Source organism: Burkholderia gladioli, assembly GCF_000959725.1.
Taxonomy (GTDB): domain Bacteria; phylum Pseudomonadota; class Gammaproteobacteria; order Burkholderiales; family Burkholderiaceae; genus Burkholderia; species Burkholderia gladioli.
Genome location: NZ_CP009322.1, coordinates 1,330,172 through 1,355,407, shown reverse-complemented (window position 1 = coordinate 1,355,407; position 25,236 = coordinate 1,330,172). Strand labels below are relative to the sequence as shown.

At 65.0% G+C, this 25,236-nt stretch carries 16 protein-coding genes; 8 read left to right on the top strand and 8 right to left on the bottom strand.

Going from position 1 to position 25,236, the window contains the following annotated elements:
• Nucleotides 1-21: 21 nt before the first annotated feature.
• Nucleotides 22-927: a LysR family transcriptional regulator gene (locus BM43_RS06475; RefSeq protein ID WP_013690293.1), complete on the bottom strand. Its 906-nt coding sequence runs from the start codon at nt 925-927 to the stop codon at nt 22-24.
• 209 nt (nt 928-1,136) lie between these two features.
• Here BM43_RS06475 and BM43_RS06470 point away from each other — a divergent pair, with 209 nt between their 5' ends.
• From BM43_RS06470 to BM43_RS06455, 4 genes are all read left to right on the top strand, one after another.
• Nucleotides 1,137-1,877 carry an SDR family oxidoreductase gene (locus tag BM43_RS06470; RefSeq protein ID WP_036056283.1) on the top strand — a complete coding sequence of 247 codons (741 nt, stop codon included), beginning with the start codon at nt 1,137-1,139 and terminating at the stop codon, nt 1,875-1,877.
• A 144-nt stretch (nt 1,878-2,021) separates the two neighbouring features.
• Complete coding sequence (locus tag BM43_RS06465; protein ID WP_013690291.1) at nt 2,022-2,243, top strand: tautomerase family protein; 222 nt, start codon at nt 2,022-2,024, stop codon at nt 2,241-2,243.
• An 81-nt stretch (nt 2,244-2,324) separates the two neighbouring features.
• Nucleotides 2,325-2,780, top strand: a complete 456-nt coding sequence (locus tag BM43_RS06460; RefSeq protein WP_036056285.1) for a DoxX family protein — start codon at nt 2,325-2,327, stop codon at nt 2,778-2,780.
• 156 nt (nt 2,781-2,936) lie between these two features.
• The gene (locus tag BM43_RS06455) at nt 2,937-4,472 is read left to right on the top strand and encodes a methyl-accepting chemotaxis protein (protein ID WP_036056286.1); all 1,536 of its coding nucleotides are present in this window, start codon (nt 2,937-2,939) and stop codon (nt 4,470-4,472) included.
• A 64-nt stretch (nt 4,473-4,536) separates the two neighbouring features.
• Here BM43_RS06455 and BM43_RS06450 read toward each other — a convergent pair whose 3' ends face one another.
• The 6 genes from BM43_RS06450 to bcpA all read right to left on the bottom strand — a co-directional run bounded on the left by BM43_RS06450 (nt 4,537) and on the right by bcpA (nt 19,072).
• Nucleotides 4,537-5,307 (bottom strand): hypothetical protein, encoded by a 771-nt coding sequence (locus BM43_RS06450; protein WP_144417628.1) that lies wholly within the window; start codon nt 5,305-5,307, stop codon nt 4,537-4,539.
• A 215-nt stretch (nt 5,308-5,522) separates the two neighbouring features.
• Complete coding sequence (locus BM43_RS06445; RefSeq protein WP_036056290.1) at nt 5,523-6,446, bottom strand: glycoside hydrolase family 19 protein; 924 nt, start codon at nt 6,444-6,446, stop codon at nt 5,523-5,525.
• Between the two features lie 388 nt (nt 6,447-6,834).
• On the bottom strand, nt 6,835-8,571 hold the full coding sequence (locus BM43_RS06440; protein ID WP_036056292.1) for a ShlB/FhaC/HecB family hemolysin secretion/activation protein: 1,737 nt from the start codon (nt 8,569-8,571) through the stop codon (nt 6,835-6,837).
• 24 nt (nt 8,572-8,595) lie between these two features.
• Nucleotides 8,596-8,778 carry a CDI system lipoprotein BcpO gene (gene bcpO, locus BM43_RS38510; protein ID WP_226809489.1) on the bottom strand — a complete coding sequence of 61 codons (183 nt, stop codon included), beginning with the start codon at nt 8,776-8,778 and terminating at the stop codon, nt 8,596-8,598.
• A gap of 70 nt (nt 8,779-8,848) precedes the next feature.
• Nucleotides 8,849-9,658, bottom strand: a complete 810-nt coding sequence (locus BM43_RS38505; protein WP_036056294.1) for an immunity 49 family protein — start codon at nt 9,656-9,658, stop codon at nt 8,849-8,851.
• Nucleotides 9,659-9,667: 9 nt separating this feature from the next.
• Nucleotides 9,668-19,072: a contact-dependent inhibition toxin BcpA gene (gene bcpA / locus BM43_RS06435; protein ID WP_036056296.1), complete on the bottom strand. Its 9,405-nt coding sequence runs from the start codon at nt 19,070-19,072 to the stop codon at nt 9,668-9,670.
• Between the two features lie 423 nt (nt 19,073-19,495).
• Between bcpA and BM43_RS06430 the strand changes: the two genes are divergently transcribed.
• Nucleotides 19,496-20,443, top strand: a complete 948-nt coding sequence (locus BM43_RS06430) for a phosphodiester glycosidase family protein (RefSeq protein WP_157693227.1) — start codon at nt 19,496-19,498, stop codon at nt 20,441-20,443.
• 145 nt (nt 20,444-20,588) lie between these two features.
• Here BM43_RS06430 and BM43_RS06425 read toward each other — a convergent pair whose 3' ends face one another.
• On the bottom strand, nt 20,589-21,365 hold the full coding sequence (locus BM43_RS06425) for a GntR family transcriptional regulator (protein ID WP_036056301.1): 777 nt from the start codon (nt 21,363-21,365) through the stop codon (nt 20,589-20,591).
• Between the two features lie 57 nt (nt 21,366-21,422).
• Here BM43_RS06425 and BM43_RS06420 point away from each other — a divergent pair, with 57 nt between their 5' ends.
• The 3 genes from BM43_RS06420 to BM43_RS06410 all read left to right on the top strand — a co-directional run bounded on the left by BM43_RS06420 (nt 21,423) and on the right by BM43_RS06410 (nt 25,163).
• A complete protein-coding gene (locus BM43_RS06420) occupies nt 21,423-22,154 on the top strand; it encodes an enoyl-CoA hydratase/isomerase family protein (RefSeq protein WP_013690280.1) in 732 nt (243 codons plus the stop codon).
• Between the two features lie 70 nt (nt 22,155-22,224).
• The gene (locus BM43_RS06415) at nt 22,225-23,628 is read left to right on the top strand and encodes an MFS transporter (protein ID WP_036056303.1); all 1,404 of its coding nucleotides are present in this window, start codon (nt 22,225-22,227) and stop codon (nt 23,626-23,628) included.
• A 23-nt stretch (nt 23,629-23,651) separates the two neighbouring features.
• The gene (locus tag BM43_RS06410) at nt 23,652-25,163 is read left to right on the top strand and encodes an aldehyde dehydrogenase (protein ID WP_036056305.1); all 1,512 of its coding nucleotides are present in this window, start codon (nt 23,652-23,654) and stop codon (nt 25,161-25,163) included.
• Nucleotides 25,164-25,236: the final 73 nt, after the last annotated feature.

Genomic DNA, 25,236 nt, shown 5'->3' with positions numbered 1-25,236 from the left:
CGCCGCCGGCCCGCCGCGCCCTCAGGCCGGGCCGAACAGCTCGGTGTAGATCTCGCGCAGCCAGTCGACGAACACGCGCACGCGCGGCGAGAGCTGCCGCCGATACGGGTACAGCGCCGTGAGCGGCAGGTCCGGGCTGCGCCACTCGGGCAGCACCTCCACCAGCCGCCCGTCGCGCAAGGCGCCCTCGAGGTGGAAGCGCGGCACCTGGATCAACCCGCAGCCACGCTCGGCGGCCACCACGTAGTTCTCCGCGTCGTTGACCGAGATCCAGCCGCCGATGTCGTAGTCGCGCACCTCGCCGTCCACCACCAGCGAGAACGGGTAGTCGATGTTGCCGTTGCTCGAGAAGAAGCGCACCGCGCGGTGCCCGGGCAGCTCGTCGGGATGTTTCGGCATGCCGAATTCCGCCAGGTAGGCCGGGCTCGCGCAGATCACCTGCGGCATCATCGCGAGCCGCCGCGCGACCAGCGACGAATCGTGCGGGCGGCCGCCGCGCACCACGCAGTCGACGCCCTCGCGCACCAGGTCGACCAGCCGGTCGCCGCTGCTGACCACCAGCTCGATCTCGGGATAGCGGCGATGGAAGTCGTCGATGCGCGGGATCACGATCGTGGTGGCGTGCGTGCCGTGCATGTCCACGCGCAGCACCCCGCGCGGATTCGAGGCCACCTGCCGCAGCGAGGCTTCGGCATCGTCGAGCTCGGTGAGCACCAGCACGCAGCGCTCGTAGAACGCGCTGCCGTCCGGCGTGGGCCGCACCTGGCGCGTGGTGCGCTCCAGCAGGCGCGTGCCGAGCCGCGCCTCCAACTGCTTGATCGCGTGGGTCGCGCTGGCGCGGGGAATCCCGAGCATGTCGGCCGAGCGGCTGAAGCTGCCCGTCTCCACGATCCGGGTGAACAACTGCAGGGTATCGAGACGGTCCATGGGCGCGATTGTTGATTCGGGTTGAATGTGAGCGTCACTTTATCAGCATCGTCACCGAGAAATTGCCGTAATTCCCCCCAAATGACCGCGCAATTATTGATGCCGGTTGAATTGTGTTCGCAAGCCGCGTGGATTTATCGGGGCGCGGAAAAGGCGAAGAATGCATTCCTGACGGGCAAGCCAGCCCTCTCGAACCCAGGAGCCCAAGCATGAATGCATCCCCCACCCGCGCCGCGATCGTCACCGGCGGCTCGCGCGGCATCGGGCGCGCCATCGCCACCCGCCTGGCCGCCGACGGCTTCGCCGTGGTCGTCAATTACGCCGGCAACGCGGCGGCGGCGCAGGAAACCGTAGGCGCGATCGTCGAGGCCGGCGGCACCGCCGTCGCCGTGCAGGGCGACGTGGCCAGCGAGGCCGATGTCGCGCGCCTGTTCGACACCACCGTCGAGCGTTTCGGCAGCGTCGACGTGGTGGTCAACAGCGCCGGCGTGATGTCGATGGCGGCCATCGACACCGAGCAGCTCGAGGCCTTCGATCGCACCATCGCCACCAACCTGCGCGGCACCTTCCTGGTGCTGGCCCAGGCGGCCAGGCGCATGCAGCGCGGCGGCCGGATCATCGCGCTGTCCACCAGCGTGATCGCGCTCTCGTTCCCCGGCTACGGGCCGTATATCGCCAGCAAGGCCGGCGTCGAGGGCCTGGTGCGCGTGCTCGCCAACGAGCTGCGCGGACGCGGCATCACCGCCAACGTGGTGTCGCCGGGGCCGGTGGCCACCGAGCTGTTCTTCAACGGCAAGACCGACGAGCAGGTCGCCAAGCTGGCCAAGCTCGCGCCGCTCGAGCGGCTCGGCGAACCGGAGGACATCGCCTCGGCGGTGTCCTTCCTGGCCGGCCCCGACGGCGCCTGGGTCAATGCCCAGGTGCTGCGCGTGAACGGCGGTTACGCCTGATTCGACTGTCTCGACTGTCTCGACTGTCTCGACTGTCTCGACTGCTTCGACGCGCGGCGGCCCGATCCGCCGCGCACCTTCCACGCCGCGCGCCTCGCGCGGCATCCCGGCCGAGCGATCGGCCCACCCATCCGGACTGCCACCATGCCATTCGCCAATTTCAAGTTCCCCGAAGGAATCCTCGATGCCGCCACCAAGGAGGAGATCATTCACCGCACCACCGCGATGTTCGTCGAATACTTCGGCGAGGGCGTGCGCCCGTATTCGATGGTGCTCGTCGACGAGGTCGTCGATGGCGGCTGGGGCCGCGCCGACGAGACGCTGACGCTGGCGAAGATGGGCATCCCGCCCAAGCAGCCCGCCTGAGCATTCCGAGCCGCAGATCGCCATGGCGGGCGCGCCGTCATCCCGGCGCGCCCGCCATGCTCGCCTCGCCTGGAGCCGTCGATGCCGACCACCCCCACCTCCCCCTCGCCGTCCTCCGACGGCGCGCGCGCCGTGCTGCGCATCTCGCTCGGCGCGATCCTGCTCACCCACGGCCTGCCGAAGCTGCTGCATACCGCGCACGGCGCGATGGCCGATCCGATGGCGAATTCGATCCGCCTGATCCGCGACGGCGCCGGCCTGCCCTTCGCCGAGCAGCTCGCCGTGCTGGTGATGTTGATCGAGACCGCGGGCGCGGTGCTGCTCATGCTCGGGCTCGGCACGCGCGCCGTGGCCTGCGCGATCTGCGCCGAGATGATCGGCATCGCCTGGGTGCTCGGCCCCACCTGGCCCTGGCTCGAACGCGGCATCGAATATCCGGTGCTGATGGGCGCCGTGGCGCTGTCGATCGTCTTGTCGGGCGGCGGCGCGTGGTCGCTCGAGGCGCGCTGGATACGGCGCCGGCAAGCCGCGTCCTGAGACTGGACAAACCGGTCCACCTTCGTCATACGTCTAAGGAGAAATCGCCATTTCCCGCGCCCAGTACGGGTTTACATAGGATCGCCAAGTCTCAAGGCGCCTCGCCTCCGGGTCGTTATAGAAGCTGACCACATCATCCAGGCGAGGCGTGAACGCATGAAGCTGTCCACCAAACTGTCGGTACTCGTGATCGCGGCGCTGGCCGGGATCCTCCTGATGGCCGCCACCGCGCTGAGCGTGATGCGCGAGGCCATGATCGACAGCCGCGGCGACCAGATCGTGATCCTGCTGAGCAAGGCCGAGCATCTGGTCGACAGCTACCGCCAGCGGCAGGCGCGCGGCCAACTCAGTGCCGAGCAGGCACGACAAGGCGCGCGCGACGCGCTGGCCGCGCTGAACGTCGACCAGAAGAGCTACTACTGGGTCAAGGATGCCGACAATGTCAACCTGGTCCACATCAACCCCGACTTCGTCGGCAAGCGCAGCACCGACAACCACACCGCCAGCGGCCTGAGCGATCGCGAGGCCTATGCCGCCGCGCTGGCGAAGTCGCATTTCGCGCTGGTCGACCTGCTGATCAAGCGCAACGCCAACACCGAACCGGAGCCGAAGCTGCAGGGCGTGGTGCGGATTCCCGAGTGGAACTGGCTGGTCGGCACCGGCTTCTTCTATGACGATATCGATCGGGCCTACTACCGGATCGCCGGCCTGCTCGCCGCGATCACGGTGCTGATCGCCCTGCTCGTCTCGGCGATCGCCTACATGATGGTGCGCAGCGTGCGTCGCACGCTCGGCGGCGAGCCGGCCCATGCCACCGAGATCGCCACCCACATCGCCAACGGCCAGTTGCAGCTCGAGTTCGACGTCTCGCGCGCCGCGCCGGGCAGCCTGATCGCCACGCTGGCCGAGATGCGCGAGCGCCTGGCGGCGATGATCGCCGAGATCCACACCGCCAGCCAGGCGATCGCGCATGGCGCCGGCGAGATCGCCCAGGGCAACCTCGACCTGTCCCAGCGCACCGAGCAGCAGGCCGCCTCGCTGCAGGAAACCGCGGCCAGCATGGAGCAGATCACCGGCACGGTGAAGCAGAATGCCGACAACGCGCGGCATGCCAACGGCCTGGTGGGCAGCGCCACCGAGGCGACCTCGCTCGGCGGCGAGGCGGTGCGCCAGGTGGTCGATACGATGTCGAGCATCGCCGAGCAGTCCGCGCGGATCGCCGACATCACCTCGGTGATCGAGAGCATCGCGTTCCAGACCAACATCCTCGCGCTCAACGCGGCCGTCGAGGCGGCGCGCGCCGGCGAGGAAGGCCGCGGTTTCGCGGTGGTGGCCGCCGAGGTGCGCTCGCTGGCGCAACGCAGCGCCTCGGCCGCCAAGGACATCAAGGAACTGATTCAGGTGTCGGTCGACAAGGTGGGCGACGGCAACCGGCTGGTGCAACTGGCCGGCGAACGGATGAACGAGATCGACCGTTCGATCGGGCAGGTGGCGGACATCATCGGCGAGATCTCGGCGGCCTCCGCCGAGCAGAGCACGGGCATCGACCAGGTGAGCCGTGCGGTCACGCAGATGGACGAGGTCACGCAGCAGAACGCGGCGCTGGTCGAGCAGGCGGCGGCCGCGGCCACCTCGCTGGACGAGCAGGCCGGCAGGCTGCGTTCGGCGGTATCGGTGTTCCGGCTCGCCTGAGTCTGGCGCGAGCCGGGCTCGCCGTCGGGCGCGGCAGGCACGATCGGCCTGCGCTAACCCCGCCTCAGAGACTCCCGAGCAGCGCCGGCAGGTCGCCGTCGAACGCGTAGCTGCCGGTATGCGTGGTATGGAACCAGGGGCAGGCATAGATCGCCCCGCCCAGGTCGCGCCATTTCCGGCAGAACGACAGGTCCTCGGACAAGGGGCGCCCGTCGTCGGGCGCATGCAGGAATTCGAAGTGCTCGTGCAGGTGCGTCGAATGCGGCAGGAGATGCCGGTAGTTCGAGGGGATCACGACACGCTTGTCGGGATAGGCACTGGCGAGCCGACCGAACACGGCGCGCTCGATCATCATCATGCCGGCGCCGCCCGCCGATACCTCGACCGGCCGCTCGCCCTGGCTCAAGGCGCCCTCGCCGATCGCGAAGACGGTGTGCCGATAATCGGCCGCCACCCGCGCGACCTGCTGCGCAGACAGTTCGGGACGGCGCCGCGCCGTCTCCACCACCGCCTCCCAGTTGATCTGCTTGGCCGGATACGGGCCGATCGCGATCTCGGCCCCCAGCTCGAACATGCGCAGCACGTCGCGGCCCTCGAAGCCGACGTCGGCGTCGACGAAGAGCAGGTGCGAGAGCGTCGATTCGCCGAGGAAGCGCTGGATCAGCACGTTGCGCTGCTCGTGCAGCAGCGCGGTCCCGCTCACGTAGAAGAATTCGAAGGCGATGCCGGCTTCCAGGCAGGCACGCTGCAGCGACAGCAGGCCGTTCACGTAAGGCATGAAGCAGCTCGAACCATAAGCGGGTGTCGCGACGAAGATGCCTCGAGTCGTTGTCATGGTGGCCCGGTGGGAAATGGACACGGTGGCTTCAGCGATCCCTTTTTATTGAAAATCGGCGCGACCGTCAACGACTTGTCACGAACCGCAAGATCGCCGCGGCGCGCCATGACGGACGAAGGGCCGGCGCTGCAAGCAGCCCGGCCCTGTATCTGCTACCCGTAACCGGCTGGCGGGCGCCGCGCGAATGCGGCGCCGCTCGCCGGAGATTCGCCTCAGCAGCCGGTCGGGCCGCTGCCGGTGGTCGTGCCGAGTAGGCCGACGAAGCGCTTGTAGGCATCGACCCGGCTCTGCACCTGGGCCGGATTGCGCCCGTTGCACTCGAGCGAGCCATTGATCGAGCGGATCGTCTCGCCGAAGCCGCGGCCGCTGGCCATGGCCTGGTGCGGTGTCATGGTGCCGGCGCCCGATTGCGTCATCCAGAACCAGATCGCGGTGGCCCAGGAGATCGTCGCGTCGGTGGCCACCCAATCCGGGTTGCCGAGCAGGTTCAGGCCCAGCGCATCGCCGGCGGCCTTGTAGTTGTAGTCCCAGCTCAGTTGCATCGGGCCACGGCCGTAATACTGCTTGCCGCCGCAATTGCCGCTGCTGCAGTAGCTGTTCCAGTTCGCCTGGTTCGATTCGCGGATGTACACCAGGCCGCCCGTTTCATGCGAAACGTTTGCCAGGAAAGCCGCGATTTCCTGCTTGCGCACGTCCTGGCTGGCCTCGCCGGCGAAATCGGGATAGCTCTTCAGCGCGCCGATCAGGCCGTCGTAGGTATAGAAGCTGTTGCGGGTCGGGAACATCTGCTCGAAGGTCGCGCGGCTGAGCGGGAAATCGGTGCCGTTGCCGGGCGAGCTGCCGCCGTCGCAGGTGGTGGGCGCCCAGTACCAGGTGCTGATGGTCGGATCGGTGCCGTCGCTGCCGTTGGTGCCCACGTTGACGAGCTTGTAGTACTGGCCGTTGGCCTGGTACAGCACGATGTCGCCCTTCTGGTAATTGACGCCGCGGCTCCAGACCTTGAAATTGCAGGCCGCCGCCGCTTTCAGGATCGGGGCGCCGGTGGCGGCTTGCGCGTGCGCCTGATTGGCGATCAGGCAAACACCGATGGAAGCCAGGATGCAGACGATTGCTTTCAGAGACCGTGATTTTTTCATGATTTATTCGAAATGCGGAGTCGATGAAAAACGGATGATTCGCGAATGCGCGCGAATTGCCGACATGGGCCACCCGTCAGCCGCCCGACGCGGCCGGCACGGCGTCCGCGAGCTATCCATTTCGTTATCACGGAAATAATCGCGGCCAGATGACGGGTTCAGATTGAGTGATTAGAAAGCTTTCCGTCAACTGCGCACTGGCATTCCTGATAGCTATCATTTCCCCCAATATTTGATTCGATAAAGCGAATGCCGGATTGGATTGATTTTCATTTTCCGGAATCGAACAAAATGATGGGGATAACAAAATCAGGCCACGGGCGGCGGCGGCCGGCTCGGTGCAGCCGGGCAGGCGCGATCTTGAACGATGGGATCGCTCGCCGTCAGATCAGAACTGCGCCGTCGCCTGGAATCCGACCGTGATCCGCGCGGTCGGGAAGCCGGACGGCTTGTAGACCGGCGTGCCAGCGAACAGGTCGTAGCCGTAGGCGCCGAAGCGTGTCGCGACGCTGCCCTTGATGCCGATCACCGCGCCCGCGAGCTGCGTGCCCACCAGCACGATCGGCTGCGGCCCCCACACGCGACCGTAGTCGAGGCCCACGTAGATCGCCTGTCCGCTCTGCCCGATCGGCGCCTGCAGCTCGTTGCGCCAATAGAAGCCGCGCGACGCCGCCAGCATCGTTTCGCCGTCGAATCCTCGCACCGTGTAGCGGCTGCCGATCGTCAGGTCGTCGATGTAGTACAGCGTGTCGCCGGTGTATTGGCCGTGGAACGTCGTCACGTACCGGAACGGCTGCCGCGCGATCGCGAACGGCACCGACAGGTTGGCGTCGAGCACGGTCATCTGGTAGCGGTAGGTCGGGCCGCCATCGGCTGCGAGGCTGTCGTCCCGTGCGCCGAGTGCGCCAATACCTTGCCGGTACACGAGCGTGCCGTCGAACTGTGCATGACCGAAGTAGTGCCGATCGGTCATGCACAGTTCGACGAACGTGTTGTTGCGGCGCTGCTGCGGAATTTCCGTACCTTCAATGAAGCTTTGCCCGAACCGGCGCGACAAGCGAAACTGCGCGCCGAATACATCGTTCTGGCTGCGTGACAGCACACGGTTCAGCTTGAAATCGATCGTCTTCGAATTGCCGCTCGCGATGAAGGTCTGGTTTACGCCGGCGATCTGCTGGTAGTAGGTGTTCGTGTAAGCGGACAGCGTCGCGCTCCAGTAGCCCCACGGGATCGAATAAAAACCGTTCCAGCCGTGCGAGCCCAGGCGCTTGTCGCCAAACTCCAGATCCTGGCTCACGCCGATATTGAAGATGTCGTTCAGGCCCAGGGGATTGTCGATGCCGAGCGACAGGTTGCCCTGCAGGCGGCCGGTCGCCCGCGTACCCGAGTTGTCGATCGAGGTCACGACTGTCCACGGCTTGCCGCGCTTCACGTCGAGTACGACGTCGCTCTCACCCGGCACGTCGGCGGGAACGATCTGCATCGACACGTCCTGGCTCGTCACGCGCTTCATCTGCTCGAGGCCCTGTTCGAGGTCGCGCAGGTTCAATAGTTCGCCGTCGCCGGTCGGGAAGGCGGTTTTCCAGGTGGCGCGGAGCTTTTCATCGGCGAAGCGCACATGGCGGATGACACCGGGGATCAGCGAGAGCTTCAGCGTGCCGGTGGAGAGATCCTGTTCGGGCAGCAGCACGCGCGTCGTGACGTACCCGCGTGCCAGGATGGCTTGCGACAGGCCCTTGATCAGCATGTCGAGACCTTGCTTACCGACGCACTGCCCAGCGTAGTGGGCGAGCCACTCACGCGCGAAGGCGAAGCGGTCCATCGGCAATGCCGATGCGCCTTGCGATTTCAGGGAAGCGGGCAGCGCATCGGGGACGTCGAGGGAGAAACGATCGATGCGAAAGCACGGCGTTTCCGATGGCAGCGTGGGAAACTCGGCGCTCGCCGTCGCGGCCGAACGTACCCCCGGCGCGGAGACGGCTCGTTCGCGCTCTCGTGCCTCTTCCTGTTGTCGGGTTTGCTGATCGTTGCCTGGAATGATTGGGCGTGGTGCCTCTTGTGCTGACACGGTCATTGGTATCAGCCAGGCGGCCGACAGCAACGCGACCGGGATACGGATTGTCATAAATGTGGTCTTGTTTGTTCGATTTTATGGCTTGGGTGCTAAATGCCCCGGAATCCAAACCCATTCGGTACCGCTCCATTTCCAGAAGCCCATAACCCAGATCGTGCTGGACCACGACGGCAACACGGGCTCCATTTCCGGTTTCGGCGGAGGACGCGGCGGAGCATCAGGTGGCACGGTCTCGCATGCCGCGAGAAGCGCTGACATAGCAAACATCAGAGCCGCCGACCATTTGGCTTTCTTCATCATTACCTCAGCGTCACGGGACGTCGATCGATCATGTCTTAAACCACCGGGAAACGCGGCCGATCAGTCCTTGAGGAGGAGGCACCCAACCGGGTTTCAGAAAGTCGTAGACGTCATCGTAGTGATCGAGAGGCTTCACCGGCATCAGTTCCATTGGCACCAGCGGATGATCGACTTCGACAAAAACACCTCGGCGCCAGCACAGTTTCGCCTCCAGTACAGCCAAGAATGAAAAATAATCCTCTGTATACACGTGCTCCGACTTGCGTAAAGCGTCAGTGCGAATGATTTGCTCAAGCCCTTCTTTATCGCCACGAATCAACCTCGAGAAAAAATCCTCACCACACTCGCATTCAGTTCTCAGTGGCTTCCGCCCGTTCTTCGCCATTCGGCGAATCTTGTCAGCTAGAGAAACATCGTCGCCCGTCATAGCCAACTGAAGCATGTGAACATAGAACTGATTATTTAATGGATCTTCTCTTGCACTCACGAACCCCTGAGGTGAGACGACCGAGAACGCCTGGACCATCGCATTGGAGTCGGACATCATCGCGTACAATAAGTAATCTGGTGTTTGCAGCTCGAAGCGATCCTCGCTTATGGCGAGGGAAGTCAACTTGAGAACACACGAGACGTATAAATTATTTTTGAGCGATGGCATATCGCCATTGACAAAATAATCATAAAGTCCGACCACAGAGTGATCTCTCGAAAGTCCATCATAACAGCGCCTCAAATCAATAGGCTTGATCCGATTGCGGATCTTGCCTGAAACCTCCGGAATATGCAGCATGGCCGCATAAAATCCAAAAGATTTTCGCTTAATCGCCTCTGCATCCATTTCGACACCTTATTTTATCTTCACAAGTGTTGCGCCATTCGAATTAACACCCGTAACGACCTTTACGAGTTTGCCACTATCAATTGCCTTCTGGATCAGGTCGGCAGTTACCCTTTGATTTGCATCTCCACTTCGAAGACGGGCAACTGCGCTATCAATCCATCCATCAGTCATTTGCGTCGGCAAGCTACCGGATGGGCCATTAAGTTGGACCGATCCGTTCGCGTTCAATGGCTTGACTTCGTTGATATATACCGTGTCCCCCTTGATGTAGACGCCGTCGAAGCAATTGACGCCACACTTACCATCCAATGGAGTAAAGCCGTTGCGTACGAAGTAGTTGTTCGCCACATATTCACGGGCCTGCCCCTGCAAATCCTTCGACGGAAGCTGGTCGAGTTGTGACAGCACGCCTTGTTCCGCAGTATTCAATTTCACCGGCATGCTCTCCATCGTTACCTTGCCAGTGCTGATGAACCCTTTGCCTGTCGGATTCACTGGCCCCGCCAACCAAACATCAATCGACTCACCTGCGCGCGCTACCGTTGACGCGATCTTGCTGGTAAGAATACCGCCGATGACCGTTTCTTCGATCGTGTAATCGGGCCTCACTGAACCATTTTGCGTGGCGAAGTTACTCAACCGATCCTGATCACGCTGGCTTGCGCCTGGCGCGATCGAGCCTGGGAGCGAACCCAGTACAGAGTTCAAATACTGGTCAGAACGCTGCGCGGGTGTCGCACTGAAATACGTCTGTGCCGACCCATCGGAGATCATCGGCGAACCGCGCACCAGAATCGGCTTGCCCATATACTGCGACAACATGTCTTGCGCCGTCTGAAGGTTCATCAGGTAGGAGCTGAGGCCGCCCATTGCGCCTTCGCTGGTCGGATTGTTCGCCGTCTGGATCAGCGTCTGCAGATAGGCCATGTTCTCCTTGTTCGCCGTGTCGTCGACCATGCCCTTCGCCGCGCGCTCGAGCATGTCGGTCCAGTAGGTCGTCGCCTGCGTCACGCAGCTTGAGTCGCCGCGGCATACCGCTTGCGCTTTCTCCTTCGCGAGTTGTTCGACGACCTTCACCTCTTCTACGTGAAGCTGCCGATTGTAAAGCTCGTTGTTGATGGCTGACCCTGCACCGGCCAACGCACTACCGCCACCCGCGACAGCACCAGCCGCCGCACCACCGGCAGTCGCCACGATCTCGTTCAGTGCATTGCGCGCGGCGGCTTGTGCGCTCAGCGGCAACTGGCTCACTGTCTGATCGATGATCGGCTGCGCCAGGGACTGCAGCACATCGCCCGCCAACGAACCAGCAACCGCTCCGCCAATGTTGCCACCCGACAGCGCCGCGCCGATCGCCGCCACGGCTACATGCAGCGCGTCGCGCCCCGCCCCGCCTTCGCCGAACAGCGCCTTCATCTGCGGATTACTGTTTTCCAACTGCGTCGCCGCTTCCGCCACCGCGAAAGTCGCGACCTTGCCGAACGCCTGCGCAAACGCCAGGTTGTTCTGGACCTTCTGCAGGTTGAAGGTGTTTTCCACCGTCTGGTTCGCGTTCGCGGTGTCGCGCGACAGGCCAGCCGTGCTATCCGTGCCGTTCTGTTCGTCCGACTTCACAACGATCTGCGCCGGACTTACCGACGCGTGCGTGACGCCGCTCGCGCTGTCACCCGTCTGTGCGAAAGTCGGCCCTCCCGAGGTCGAAAAACCCTCCGATGATCCGGAATACGACATCTTGTTCTGGATGTCGGTAAATCCGAGACTGCCGGTCGTCAGCGTGTTGCTATCGGCCGGCGCGGCGCTCGCGATCTGCGCGCCGTTGAGTTGCGTGTGGCCCGCCACGTTGACATCGAACCCTCCCTTGCCTGCCACGATGCCGGATTGCTGGTTCGCCGACGCATAGTTCGCGTCGATACTGGTATGGCCGATCGATGCGTCGACACCGCCACCTGAGCCGAACGTAAAACTACCGCTCGCCCCCGTGTTGTGCTGGTTGCTGCTGTAGTTCGATGTATCCTGAAGACTCGTCATCGTCAAATCGCCGCCGACGTCGACCTTGACCTTATCACCCGAGACCCGTGCGCCGGTAAGCGTGGTGTCACCGCCCGAGGTCATCGTCAGATTGTTGCCGGCCGCCACCGTGGTGTTGGTTTGCGTGACGCCATCGCCATTGCCTTGGCCATGTGCGTTGGAGCCATTCGCGAAGACGCTGATGCCGGTGTTCTTGCCCACGCCGATCGCCACGCCCGCATTCCAGCCGGTCGAACTGTTCGAGCTGGTGCTCTGCTCGGTACTCTGCGCGCTCTGCAACGTAATCGCGTTGTTGGCATCAAGTACGACGTTCTTGCCGAGTACCGACGCTCCGGTCATCGCAATGTTGCCGGTACCTGCTTGGGCATTTCCGTTCGCGTCCGGGGTGCCGGTCGCGACAATGGAGACGTTGCCATTGCCGATGATCGACGCCCCCTTCGCATCCGAAAGCGATGTCGTCGAATTGCTGCTGCTATGGCTCGACCCGATGCTGAGTTGTACCTGAACGCCCTTGGCGGCCTCGCTGACGTTACCGTTCGACAGGGCATTGGCGGCACTCTTGATCCCGCCGCGGTTCTGGTATGCCTGCTCGGCTGCCGCCACGCCTTGTACCGCCGCGAGGCGCGAATCGCCCGACTGCTGGCCTTGGCGGACGGCGCCTGCCATCGACTGACCGAGTCCGACCAGGCCGCCGCCCAATCCGACGCTCAAACCCGACTGGCTGAACTGCTGCGACTGCGCGTCCTTGTAGGTGTCGTACGCGGCATTCACGGTCACGTTCTGCGCGGCGACTCCGACATCCTGGCCCGCCACAATCGTGCTCCCCGTCATCGTCGCGTCCTTTCCAGCCTGGATCGTGACATTGCCCTCAGATGATCCGATCACACTCCCTTTGTTCATCACGGAACTGCTTTGGTCCTGCTGCGCGGCTGAGCGCGAACCCACCGTCACCGACAGACCGCCGTTCGTGAGGAGGCCCGATTCCTTCTTGTCGAAATAGCTCGACGATTGAGTCGTGTCTTGTGAGGTCGTGATGTTGACGTCGCGCTTGGCTTGCAACGTGACGTCGTTCGTGCCCACCACGTTGCTGCCCGTCACGTTGATGTCGCGGTTGCTAACGACGTTGATGCCGTCGGCCGACACCGTGCTGCCCTGGCTATAAGTCGCCGTCTGGTCGATCCCGCTCGCGATCTTCACACCGCTCACCACATTGCTATGGCTATGCGTTTCGTGCGAGTTCAGCTCGTGCGTTTCGGTTGCCGCGCCGATATTCACGTCGCCGCTCGCCATCAGATTCGCATTACCTGTACTCAAGCTGAGCGTGCTGCCACTGATCGTGAGATCCTTGCCCGATGCAAGCGTGACCGTATCGCCCCCCTTCAGCGTCGTGCCGGTCAGTGTCTGGTCGGACGTGTGCAGCGTCTCTGCATAGCTGCCGTGACTTTCGCTGCCCGAACTGTTGCTGTTCACGGTCGAGGTCGCACTCGCCGCCTCCAGCGTGACGTTTCCCTTGGCAGCAAGCGTCCCACCTTGCCCGAGGTCGATCTGCGCGCCCTTCGCCGTCAGGTCACCACCCACGACGACATTCGATTGCCCACCGACGCTGATCGAACTGCCGGCGACCTTGTTGATATCGGTATTCGACACACCATTGGCCCGCTGCACGATCTTGTGCTCGCCGGTCTGCACGGCACCGAGATCCCAGTTGCCGCCGACATTCATGCCGAGATTACCGCCGACGGACAGATCGCCCGCGCTCTGCTGGAAGTTGCCGCCGGTCGTGATCGATGCATCGCCCGCAACGTCGAGTTTGGCAGTCGGCCCGAGCGTGGTGACCACGCTCGTCGCGCCGTCCCGGCTCACGCGTGTGTTCGTCTTCGTCGCCGTGTCGAGAATCAGGTCCTTGCCCGCGTCCAACTGCAGGCTGCCGGCCTTCACGTTCGCCGACGTCAGATCGATGTTGTTCTCGGTCGAAAGCGACATCAGCCCGCCGCTTTGCAGCGCGCCGAATGCGTTGTCAATCTGCTTGCCCTGAATCGCGAGCGTATTGTCCGCTTTGACCGTGCCGCTGTTCGTGAACGTCTGCGCGTTCTGGAGATCGATATTGGTTGCGGCGATCAGCGGGCCATTCATGTTCTGCTGGCTGGCTTGCGCCAGATACACGACCGGCACCAGCACCGACTGGCCGTCGACCACGCGCGTTTCCATCAGGATCACGTTGCTGGTCAGCTTGGCGACCTGGTCGGCCGACAGGCTCGCGCCGATCGGCAAATCGAGCGACTTCGACAGATCGGCGCCGGCCGCCATCAGCGACTCATACATCGTCTGCAGGTCCGCATATGGTCCGAGCACTGCCTTGCCCGTCAGCGATGTCACCTGATTGCGTACCAGTTGCTGCTCGTAGAAGCCGTCTCCCAGGCGCTTCGGGATATGCGTGAGGTCGACACCGATCTGACTGAAGAAGTAGTCGCTCGAGATGAAGTTCTTCTGGTTCGTGAACGCCGGGTTCGTCTCGATCACATAGCTCGCGTTCGGCGCGGCGGTCGGCTTGAACAAGCCGCCTTGCGGAATGGTGAGGTTGTTTAGGACGTTCAGTGCCGTCGCGCTGGGAAGGATCGGATCGACCGGCGCGGACGGCCCGCCGTGCACCGACGACGCCCCCAATTTCGCGCCACTCGCGTTACCGCTCAGCTTGGTCGGCGTGAGTCCCGGCACCGATTGCCCCGGCAGCAGGCCAAGCGGCGGAATCGATGCGTTACCGGCCGTGTTATTGACGCTGACGCCCGTGCCCGAGATCGTGCCGTTCGAACTCAGCGTCGAAAAATAGCCCGGCAGCGTGTAATCCTTGAGGGAGGCTGGCGCCGCCTGTGTGTAGCCGCCCGGGCGCCCCGTGACGAACGGCGCGTTGCCGAACGGCAGTTGCCAGTCGTGCTCGGTGTTGTCGTAGTTGTTGTAGTGATATTGCCCCGAGTAGGAGACCGTCACGCCCGGCAGTTTCTGGCCGGAGGCCGCCCAGCCGTCGGCGTCGTAGCGGGCTGGCATCTTGACGTCGCCGACCGCCGCGATGTCGCTCCAGTAGTTTTGCAGCGTACCGACCGACGACGCATCGATCTTGCCGCCCGACACGATTTGGGCGGCCGGGCTGAGGTCCGTCACGGTTGTCGCTGTCGCGCTGTCCGCATAATAGGTCGTGAACTGATAATCGCTGTTCCACTGACCGCCATGGGGCGGCTCGGTGTAGACGCCGCCGATGTTGTCCGGATCCTTCACATTGATCTGGCCTGTGCGACCGCTGATCGGAATGCCGAACTGGGCAAGCGATGCGGGGTCGATCTGGCTGGTGGACGTCTTCACCTCGCGGCGCGTGTTCGTCACCTTGTCCGCGTGCAGTTCCATGTCGCCGCCGGACTGGATCAGGGCCGACACGTTATTGACGAGCGCGGCGTTCCTATAGCTGCCGCTCGCGTCCTTGCCGCCCGCCAGCACGACCTTGCCCATGCCGAAGATGGCCGCCGTCGCCATCGAGTCGGTCGCGGTCGTGTCGTCGCGGTTTTCGATGTCGCGCGCGAGGATGTCGAGCGTGCCGTTGCTGTCCGACGCCCCGATCAGCGCGGTCGGCCCGAGGTTCGAGATCGTATTCGTCGCGTTCAGCGAGGCGCTGGCGCCCACCAGCGCGCCGGTATTGGTCAGGTTGGTCGACTGCGTGTGCAGCAAGCCGCCGGCAGTCAAGGCGCCTGCATTGACGATGTTGCCTGCGTCGACGCTCAGCATGTTGACCGACTGCAGGCTCGCGTTGTTCGTGAAGGTGCCGGGCAAGGTGAAAGCGAGGTCGTGACCGACATTGAACTGGGTATCGGACGCCGCCGTGTAGTCGCCTTGGAGATGCACTTTGGCGTCATGCGTCGCGCTGTAGGTGCCGCCGCCTTTCAGCATGGCCGCGGCGACCGCCAGATCGTGCGTCGAGCTGATCTGGCCGTTCGTATTCGTGATCGCGCCGGTTGTGGTGACGTTCACGTCGCCGCTCGAATTCGCGACGTTGCCAACGATGTTGCCAATGCGGCCGCCGCTGTTGTCCAGGGCGCCGCCCTGGACATGAAGCGATGCGCCGCTGAGCTGGCCTCCTTGCCTGTTGCTGATCGACGCCGCGCTGACCGTCACATCGCCGTTGCCGGTGATGGCGCCCATGCCCGCCACGCCGCCAGCATGGCTGTTGGCAATCTGGCTGCCTCCCTGCACCGTCATCTTGCCGGTACCGAGGTCGACGATGTCGCCATCCGCGTTGTCGATCGATGCCGATTGAACGGCGAGCGTGCTGGTGTCACCCGCGCTGGATTGTCCGGCCTGGACGTGCCCGCCTTGGTTCGACAGCGCACCGCCATTCGTCAGCGACAGCGACGTGTCAGAACGGAGTAAACCCTGTGCGTTGTTCACATCGCCCGAAATAGTCGCGTCGATGCCGCGTTGCGCGGCGAGGATGCCACTCCCGTTGTTCCAGGCAGCCGCTTGGACAATGGCTAGCCCCTTCGTCACGATGGTGCCCAAGGCGTTGTTCAGCGCATTGGCTCCATTGCCCGGTGCGATCGTCAACGTCCCGGTCCCGGCGTGCGTGATGGTACCGCCCGCGTTGTCCAGCTCGGCCGGCGTGAGCGTCAGGTCGGTGGCGTTGGTCTGGATCACGCCGGACGCCGAGTTATCGAGCGTGCCGCTGACGTTCATCGCCATCGCCGACGATCCATACTGCGTGATCGTACCGCCGTGGTTCACGAGATTGGCGGCCGTCAGCGCCATCTGATTGGCCTCGAGCCTGCCGCCTCTGTTGTTGAGCCTCGAATCGGCGGTGACCGACAGGTTCGGCGCGACGATCGAGCCACCCTGATTCGTCATCGAACCGGTGTGGATTGTTGCGCTCGTGCCCGCACCGACCTGGCCGCAGTCGTTCGCCAGCGTACCGCTCGCGACGTTCAGATCTGTGTTCGACAACAGCTTGCCGCTCGCATTGTTCAGCGTGCCGGCGACGCTTGCCATCAGCCCGTTCTGCGCATTGATCGAGCCCGACGTGTTGTCCAACGTGGCGGTTTGCGCGACGACGCGCCCGTTGCTCGCGATCGAGCCGCCGACGTTCGACATCGAGCCTGTCCCGCTTCCCAGCGTCAACTTGCCGGTGCCGGCATGCGTGATCGTGCCACCGTCGTTCACCAGCGAGGCCGGGGCGAGCATGACGTCGGTGCTGTTGGTTTGCAGCGTGCCCTTGGCATTGTCGAGCGTGCCCGAAACGCTCACGCGCATCGCGCCGGTGCCGGTTTGCGTGATCGTGCCGCCGTGGTTCGCGAGATCGACCGCGGTGAGCGAAACCTGATCGGCTTGTACCGTGCCGGCGCTGTTGTCGAGCGTGGTTGCGCTGACCGTTGCCACCTGGGCGCCGATCGAGCCGCCGTTGTTCGTGAGATGCGCGCCGGCATCGACTGCGATGCTCCGCGCAGCTCGTAGCGCGCCAGCGCCATTGTCGATCGACTGGCCCGCGACACGCAGATTCGTGTTGGACGTGATCGTCCCGTGGTTCGCGATGTTGCCGCCTTGCACGCTAACATCGCCATTGGCGCCGATGACACCGCCTTGCGCGCCGTTCGCCGTCGTGCCGGCTGCGTTGGTCAATTTACCGCTGGTCGTCAGCGACAGGCCATCGCCATTGAGCGACGTGATCCGACCTGCCGTGTTGTCCAGCGACGCGCCAATCACCGTCATGCCGGCCGCGCTTTGCAGGGTGCCCTGGTTGTTCGCGATGGCGCCGCCACGAATATCCGCCGTGCTCTCGGAAACCAGCTCGCCGAATTGGTTGGCGATCTGGCCGGCCACGTCGACCGATAGCGGGCCTTGCGACGTGACCTTGCCGCCCTGGTTCGACAAGGCACCGCCGCTCAGCATCGTGCCCGCGCCGCTCGACACGCTGCCGTGGTCGTTGATCATCGAGCCGGAAGCCTTCGCGTTGACCGTACCTTGTGCGCTGGTAGTCGCGCTCGACAGGTTCACGTCGCCGGCTGTCGCGTTCAGCGACAGATTGCCGTTTGCTGTCGTCTGGCTGCCGGCGAGATTCACACTGGCACCAGTCAACGACGCATTGCCACCGGCAGCATTCTGACCGGTTGCGCTCAACTGACCGGAGGCCGTCAGGTTCAGGTCGCCGCCATGGCCGACCGCCCCATCGTTGTTCACGCCCGCACCGAGCGTGCCGGTTGAATTGACGCTGCCGGCATTCACGCTCGTATTCTGCTGCGCCGCCAGCGTCCCGCTGTTCGTGAGATCGGTGCCGATGCTGGCCGACAGCGACTGCCGAGCGTAAGTCGTACCGCTATTCTGTATCCCGTTCGCGGCCGACAACGCGAGGTTGCCGCTCGCCATCGTCTTGCCCGTGAGCACCAGATGGCCATTCGATTGCAGCGTCAGATCGCCTGCCTGCGCCGCGATCGTCCCTGCGTTCGCGACACCGACGCCTGCCGAGTTGCCAACCAAAAACACCCTGTTGGCATACATGCCACCCAACTGGGCCACATCAATCGCGACAGCGGGAACAGGACCGTCACCGGCGATCGGCGTCGCGGCAAGCGTGTCGTGATTGACCTGGTTCGCGCCGGCGATCACGTTCAGATTCTTCGCGTAGATCGCCGCATTGGACTGCACGGCACGAGAAATGATGTCGACCTGATCGAGATTCGAGGCATTGAGGCCCGCCCCGGCAACGGTCACGAGGCCACGGTTGACGTTGTAGCCAGCCAGCGAGCCGTCGGCTCCGTAGAACGGCACGCCCGTGGTCAGGGTCGCGCGGCTTGTGTTGATGAAGCCCGCGCCATCGAGATAGATACCCGAGGGATTCGCCAGCACAAGCTCCGCGCGGGCGCCGGCGACCTCCAGCGCGCCGCGGATCTGGGAGGGGTTCGGGCTGTTGACCTGGTTGACGATGATGCGCGCCGCATCGTTCGGCCCGAAGTTCGGGTTGCCGTTGATCCATCCGCCAAGCTGGGTCTGGACCATCGTGGCCGAGTTGTTCAGGATCGCGCCGGCCTTCTGCACGTCGAACTGGTTGTAGGTGTTGACCGACACACCGCCACCACCGGGCTTGTTGATATTGACTTGCGGCAGCCCGTTCGGCGTCTGGATCACCACCGGCGCGCTCGGCCCCACCCCAACGATTTGCGCTTGGACCGGCGTCGACAGAGCGCCGGCCACCGCCGAGGTGGCCAGTACCGCGGCAGCACGCATGCCTGACGATCGCTTGACCCGCCGCGCCTCGCCGCTTGCGGATTTGCCCTCGGCCGTGGTCGTCTCGGCGACGGCCATCACCATACCCCGAAGCCTGGAATACACCAGGCGATGCGCATTCTTGTTCATTCTCTTCGACGTGGCCCGCGTCCATTTCGTTAGTTATGGGACGCGAGCTTACCGAAGCAATGAAAGATAACTATCAACAATTGCCAAGTTCTTGACGCAAAATCGCCTAAGTTCTGAATTTCAGACGAATCTGTTTGATTCGTCTGATTGAGTTTCCAAAGCAGGTCAAATCCTGGTCGACTTGCCGTGCCGGCTGCATCTCGTTACTACGCAGATAAGTTTTCTTATCTCAACGACGCGATTGAGAGAACAAACTCACTCGCCCGAGATCGCCCCTCGCTTCGCATTACCCGACATGCACGTCGATTCCGAAAGCCGAATGATCGGAAGAAATCACATCGCAGTAATGCTGCGCCGCTAAGGTCTGGGGCACGGCAAGCGGCGGCACGCTCGTCGCCGCTGCCGTCCATGGAGATTAACGACATGCCCCGTGTTCGATTCCCCGTTTCGATGATCCTCAAGTCGCTCGCCGCCGCGGCCCTGCTCGGCCTGGCTTCGGCCGGCGCGCAGGCCGCCCTGCCCGATCCCACCACCCAGATCACCCAAAGCGGTTATTCGACCGTCTATCTCGGCGTCGACGCCGAAACCGCGACGGTGCCCTCGAACCCCGCCACGGCGGGCGGCAAGCCGACCCTCAGCCGCGCCTACGTGATGCGCATCGACCTGCGCGCGCCGGGCGTGAGCGTGGAGACCACCGGCCATAGCGGCCCGCTGATGACAACCGCGGAAACCATTTCGCAATTCGCGGCCCGCACCGGCGTGCGCCTTGCGATCAACGCGAACTTCTTCGCGCCCTGCTGCGCCGCCACGCCCGAGCCGAAGACGGTGATCGGCCTGCTGGTCTCGCACGGCCAGGTGGTGAGCCCGCTCACCAGCGATCCGACCCAGAGCGAGGCGGTGCTGGCGATCACGCGCCAGGGCCGCGCCTATATCGCGCAGGCGCCGCAGATCTCGGCGCAGGACCTGAAGCTGATCGACACCGCGGTGGCCGGCTCGGCGATCCTGCTGAAGAACGGCGAGGACCTCAGCGCGCAAAGCCCGAACGAAGGCGACCCGCTCAATCCGAACCCGCGCACCCTGGTCGGCCTCTCGCACCAGGGCCGCTATCTGTACTTCGTGGTGATCGACGGGCGCCTGCCCGGTTATTCGACCGGCACCACCAATGCGCAATCGGCCCAGCTGATGAAGGCGATCGGCGCGGACGACGCGATCAACCTCGACGGCGGCGGCTCGACGGAACTGGTGCGCGCCGACCAGACCGGCGTGCCCTTCATCGTCAACACGCCGAGCGGTGGTGCCGAGCGCTACGACGCCTCGGCGATCGGCGTGCACGCGATCAAGCTGCCGAGCCTGCCGGCCCTGCCGTTCTGATCGCGAAAAAGATGGGGATGAAGCCGATCCGGCTTCCTTGACCAGGCCGGGCGCCAAGGCGCCCAGGTTTTTTGAGGCGAACCCGGCTGTTGCCGGTCCGCCGAAGAGACCGTCATCGATGAATCGCGCCGCGCAGCGCGCATCCTCAGCCCAGCTCGGCCGAATCTCCCTGACCGAGCACCTCGAGCGCGGCCGCGCAGGCGCCGCGCAACTGCTCGCGCATCAGCGCGGGCCCTTCCGGCGAACGCGCGACGATCGCCTCGCGGATCCTCAGCGCCATCTCGAACGAAGCGCGCATGCGCCCGCCGCGCGCCATCGCGATGCGCCGCAGGCGTCGGACCGGCCCGATCAGGGCCGCGTGGTTGGCCTGCAAGGTGCGGTTGTCGGCGATGGTCATGACGATCGCGTAGAAACGATCGAGCGCGTCCACATAGGCGCCGGCGTCATCCGCCTCGACGCTGGCCCGCATCGCCGCGATCACCTCGTCGAGCTGGGCGCCGCCCAGCGCCGTGATGCGCTCCGCGGCCAGTTGCACCGCCAGGCATTCGAGCGCCGCGCGCACCGTGTAGATCTCCTCCACGTCGCGCGGCGTCACGTTGCGCACATAGGCGCCCACGCGCGGCACGATCGTCACCAACCCCTCGCGCTCCAGTTGCGCGAAAGCCTCGCGCATCGGCGTGCGGCTCACGTCGAGCTGCCTGGCGACCTGGACTTCGGACAACCGGCTGCCCGGCGCGAGCACGCCCTCCACGATCGCCTCGCGCAAGGCCGGCACCACCAGGCCCTCGCTGAGGGAATCGCCGGAGGCTTCGATCATGCGCAGGCGCGCATGGTGACGCTTCGCGATCGAGCCGAGCGAGTTGGCCGCCGCTTCGGATTCGCCGCTCGCAGACGGCTTTCGGACGCTTTTTGGATTGGGCATTGACACCTCGAGAGTTTACTGAATACGCTGTATACAGATTATACACATGGAGACGAGATGGACCGAAACCCTTTGTCCGAGCCGGTTTTGATCGAACGGCAGGCGGACGTGCTGAGCTTCACGCTGAACCGCCCCGAGCACGGCAACGAGATTTCCGCGGCGATGTTCGAGGCGATGTCGGCGGCCCTGCGCGCCGAGGCGCTGGAGCCGGGCGCGCGCGTGCTGCGGATCCGCGCCAGCGGCGAGCCGTTCTGCCTCGGCCGCGAACGCGCCGGCACCGATGCCGTGTCGATCCGCCGGGAAGTGGCGCGGCTGATCGAGATGAAGCGCCTGTTGCGGGCCAGCTCGCTGATCTCGATCGCCGAGGTGCAGGGCGATGCGATGGGTTTCGGCCTGGGCCTGGCGATGCTGTGCGATTTCACCCTGGTGGCGGCGGGCGCCAGACTCGCCTTCCCCGAGATGCGCAAGGGCCTGCCGCCAGCCGCGATCATGGCCTACGCGGGCCGCTACGCGCTGCCGAAGGCGCTGTTCCCGATGCTGCTGTTCGGCGATGCGATCACGCCCGAGGAAGCCCTGCGCGCCGGGCTGGTCACGCGCGTGTGCGAACGCGAGGCGCTGGCGGCCGAAGCCGAGCGGCTGGTCGAACGCGTGCGCGCGCTCGACGACACCGGCGCGCGCCAGTGCAAGGCCTTCTTCCACGGCGCGCTGGAGAGCAGCATCGAGGAGAACTTCCGGGCCGCCACCGACATGCTGACGGTCAGCAGCCTGCGACTGATGCAGTCCCGCTGAGCCGCCCGCGCGAGGTTCGCCGCAACGAAACAGGCGCGGGCCGCTGGCACCGCGCCGGATGGAGACAAGCATGATCGTCAATGCAGGCCCCAGGCTCGACCGCTTGCCGATGTCGCCGTTTCATCGCCGCATCATGTGGCTGATCGGCATCGGCATGTTCTTCGATGGTTTCGATATCTATGTCGCCTCGACCGTGCTCGGCGCGACGCTGCAATCCGGTTTCTCGACGCTGACGCAGAACGCGCTGTTCGTCTCGCTGACCTTCCTCGGCATGATGCTCGGCTCGCTCGTCACCGGCTTCCTGGGCGACCGCTTCGGGCGGCGCTTCACCTACCAGGCCAACCTGGCGATCTTCGGGATCGCCTCGCTGGGCGCGGCGCTCGCGCCGAACATGACGCTGCTGATCGCCTGCCGCTTCGTGATGGGGCTGGGGCTGGGCGCCGAGAACGTGGTCGGCTATTCGACGCTGGCCGAATTCGTGCCGCCGGCCAGGCGCGGCCGCCTGCAGGGCCTGATGGCCGTGTTCGTGGTGAGCGGCCTGCCGGTGGCGGGGCTGATCGGCCTGCTGCTGATCCCCTCGCTGGGCTGGCGCGCGATGTTCGTGGTGGGCGGGCTGGGCGCGCTCGGCGTCTGGTACGCGCGCAAGTCGCTGCCGGAATCGCCGCGCTGGCTCGAGTCGGTCGGCCGCGACGACGAGGCCGAGGCGATCATGACGCGCATCGAGACCGAGGTGGCCGCCTCGCGCGGCGGCCAGCCGCTGCCGATGCCGGTCGCCGCGCGCGCCGCGGCACCCTCGCCCGCCTCGTTCCGCTCGCTGTTCGCCGGCTCGCTGCTGCCGCGCATGATCGTCGGCTGCGTGACCCTGGTGGTGATCAACACGCTGCTCTACGGCTTCGTGACCTGGCTGCCGACCTTCTTCGTGCACCAGGGCATGAGCATCGCGAAATCGTTCGGCTTCGCGCTGGTGATGTCGGTCGGCGCGCCGATCGGCAGCGCGATCGGCGCGTTCACGGCCGATGCCTGGGGCCGCAAGCCGACCATCATCGGCGCCTCGCTGGCGGCCATCCTGTTCGGCGCGATCTACCCCTTCGTCGCCAGCCCCACGCTGCTGCCGGTGATCGGCCTGCTGCTCACCATACCGATCTACGTGCTGGTGGCCCTGCTGTTCGCCGTCTACGTGCCCGAGCTGTTTCCCACCGCGGTGCGGCTGCGCGCCTCCGGCTTGTGCAACACGCTCGGACGCGGCGCCACCATCGTCACGCCCTTCATCGTGGTGGCGCTGTTCTCGCGCTACGGCATCGTCGGCGTGCTGGCCCTGATGATCGGCCTGCTGGCGATCCAGATCGTGGTGGTCGCCTGGCTCGGCGTCGAGCCGAGCGGCGAACGCCTCGAGGACCTTCTGCCCGATGCGCCGGACATGCCCGACGCGCCCGGCGCGCAGCACGTCGAGGCGCGCGCCGCCTCCCTGAAATGAATCGTTTTGCCCCAAGGACACTCATGGACACCTCCAACCCGAATTCGCTCGACGCGCCACTGTTCATCGACGGCCAATGGACCACCGCCGAAGGCGGCCGCACCCTGCCGATCCTCAATCCCGCCACGGGCGCCGAGATCGGCGTGCTGGCCGCGGCCAGCGCGCGCGACGTCGATCGCGCGGTGCAGGCCGGGCATCGCGCCTTCGAGGGCGGCGCCTGGCGCGACCTGCCGATCCAGCAGCGCGCGCGCATCCTGAACCGTTTCGCCGACCTGTTCGAGGCCGATCTCGAGCAGTTCTACAAGCTGGAGACGCTCAACAACGGCCGGCCGATCACCGAGACGCGCGCGCAGATCTCGCGGCTGCCGCAGTTCTATCGCTACTTCGCCGCGCTCGCGCTGACGCGCCGCAGCGACGTGATCCCGATCGAGGGCCCCTACCTCTGCTACACGCAGCGCGTGCCGCTCGGCACGGTGGCGCTGATGACCTCCTTCAACCATCCGCTGATGATCCTCTCCAAGAGCCTGGCGCCCGCGCTGGCCACCGGCAACAGCGTGGTGATCAAGGCCTCCGAGCAGACCCCGCTGACCACCGTGCGGCTGGTGCGCCTGCTGCAGGAAGCCGGCGTGCCGCCGGGCGTGGTCAACGTGGTGAACGGCGAGGGCCGCGAGGCCGGCGCCGCGCTCGCCAATCACTCGCTGATCCGCAAGGTGGTGTTCACCGGCGGTACCGAGGTGGGCCGCTCGATCGGCGAGGCGGCCGCGCGCAACTTCGCGCTGACCACGCTCGAGCTGGGCGGCAAGGGCGCGGTGATGCTGTTCGACGATTTCGACCTGGAGCGCGCGGTGAACGGCGCGGCCTTCGCGTCCTTCATCGGCGCCGGGCAGACCTGCGTGTGCGGCGCGCGCATCCTGGTGCAGAAATCGATCTACACGGCCTTCCTGGAGCGCTTCCGCGCCAAGGCGGCCGGCATTCGCGTGGGCGACCCGGCCGAGCTGAAGACTCAGCTCGGGCCGGTGATCTCCGAGCGCTCGCGCCAGCGCATCCTGGCGATGCTGGAGCGCGCGCAGCAAGCCGGCGCGAAGCTGCTGACGGGCGGCGGCAAGCCGGCCGGGCTCGGCGCCGGCTTCTTCATCGAGCCGACCGTGCTGTACGACGTCGACCCGTATTCGGAGATCGGCCAGGAGGAAGTGTTCGGGCCGGTGACCGTGGTGATGCCCTTCGACGACGAGGCCGACGCGCTGCGCATCGCCAACGCCACCCAGTTCGGCCTCGCCGCCTCAGTGTGGACGCAGGACGTCGCGCGGGCGCACCGGGTTGCCTCGAAGCTCGAATTCGGCATGGTGTGGATCAACGACCACCACCGGCTCGACCCGGCCTCGCCCTGGGGCGGCTTCAAGAACAGCGGCGTGGGCCGCGAGACCGGCATCGAGTCCTTCGACCAGTTCAGCGAGCCGCGCGCGGTGACCGTCAATACCAGCGGCAAGACCGTCGACTGGTATGCCGACGACGGCGAACTCAAGCGCCTGAACTGATCGCGACGGCGAGGCGGCGCCCGCTGCCCGCCTGCTGCCTCGCTCCGGCACCGACGAAGATCGTGCATGCCCG

Coding starts and splice junctions, on each gene's coding strand:
- BM43_RS06475 (WP_013690293.1), bottom strand. CDS start 927: ATGGACCGTCTCGATACCCTGCAGTTGTTCACCCGGATCGTGGAGACG.
- BM43_RS06470 (WP_036056283.1), top strand. CDS start 1,137: ATGAATGCATCCCCCACCCGCGCCGCGATCGTCACCGGCGGCTCGCGC.
- BM43_RS06465 (WP_013690291.1), top strand. CDS start 2,022: ATGCCATTCGCCAATTTCAAGTTCCCCGAAGGAATCCTCGATGCCGCC.
- BM43_RS06460 (WP_036056285.1), top strand. CDS start 2,325: ATGCCGACCACCCCCACCTCCCCCTCGCCGTCCTCCGACGGCGCGCGC.
- BM43_RS06455 (WP_036056286.1), top strand. CDS start 2,937: ATGAAGCTGTCCACCAAACTGTCGGTACTCGTGATCGCGGCGCTGGCC.
- BM43_RS06450 (WP_144417628.1), bottom strand. CDS start 5,307: ATGACAACGACTCGAGGCATCTTCGTCGCGACACCCGCTTATGGTTCG.
- BM43_RS06445 (WP_036056290.1), bottom strand. CDS start 6,446: ATGAAAAAATCACGGTCTCTGAAAGCAATCGTCTGCATCCTGGCTTCC.
- BM43_RS06440 (WP_036056292.1), bottom strand. CDS start 8,571: ATGACAATCCGTATCCCGGTCGCGTTGCTGTCGGCCGCCTGGCTGATA.
- bcpO (WP_226809489.1), bottom strand. CDS start 8,778: ATGTCAGCGCTTCTCGCGGCATGCGAGACCGTGCCACCTGATGCTCCG.
- BM43_RS38505 (WP_036056294.1), bottom strand. CDS start 9,658: ATGGATGCAGAGGCGATTAAGCGAAAATCTTTTGGATTTTATGCGGCC.
- bcpA (WP_036056296.1), bottom strand. CDS start 19,072: ATGAACAAGAATGCGCATCGCCTGGTGTATTCCAGGCTTCGGGGTATG.
- BM43_RS06430 (WP_157693227.1), top strand. CDS start 19,496: ATGCCCCGTGTTCGATTCCCCGTTTCGATGATCCTCAAGTCGCTCGCC.
- BM43_RS06425 (WP_036056301.1), bottom strand. CDS start 21,365: ATGCCCAATCCAAAAAGCGTCCGAAAGCCGTCTGCGAGCGGCGAATCC.
- BM43_RS06420 (WP_013690280.1), top strand. CDS start 21,423: ATGGACCGAAACCCTTTGTCCGAGCCGGTTTTGATCGAACGGCAGGCG.
- BM43_RS06415 (WP_036056303.1), top strand. CDS start 22,225: ATGATCGTCAATGCAGGCCCCAGGCTCGACCGCTTGCCGATGTCGCCG.
- BM43_RS06410 (WP_036056305.1), top strand. CDS start 23,652: ATGGACACCTCCAACCCGAATTCGCTCGACGCGCCACTGTTCATCGAC.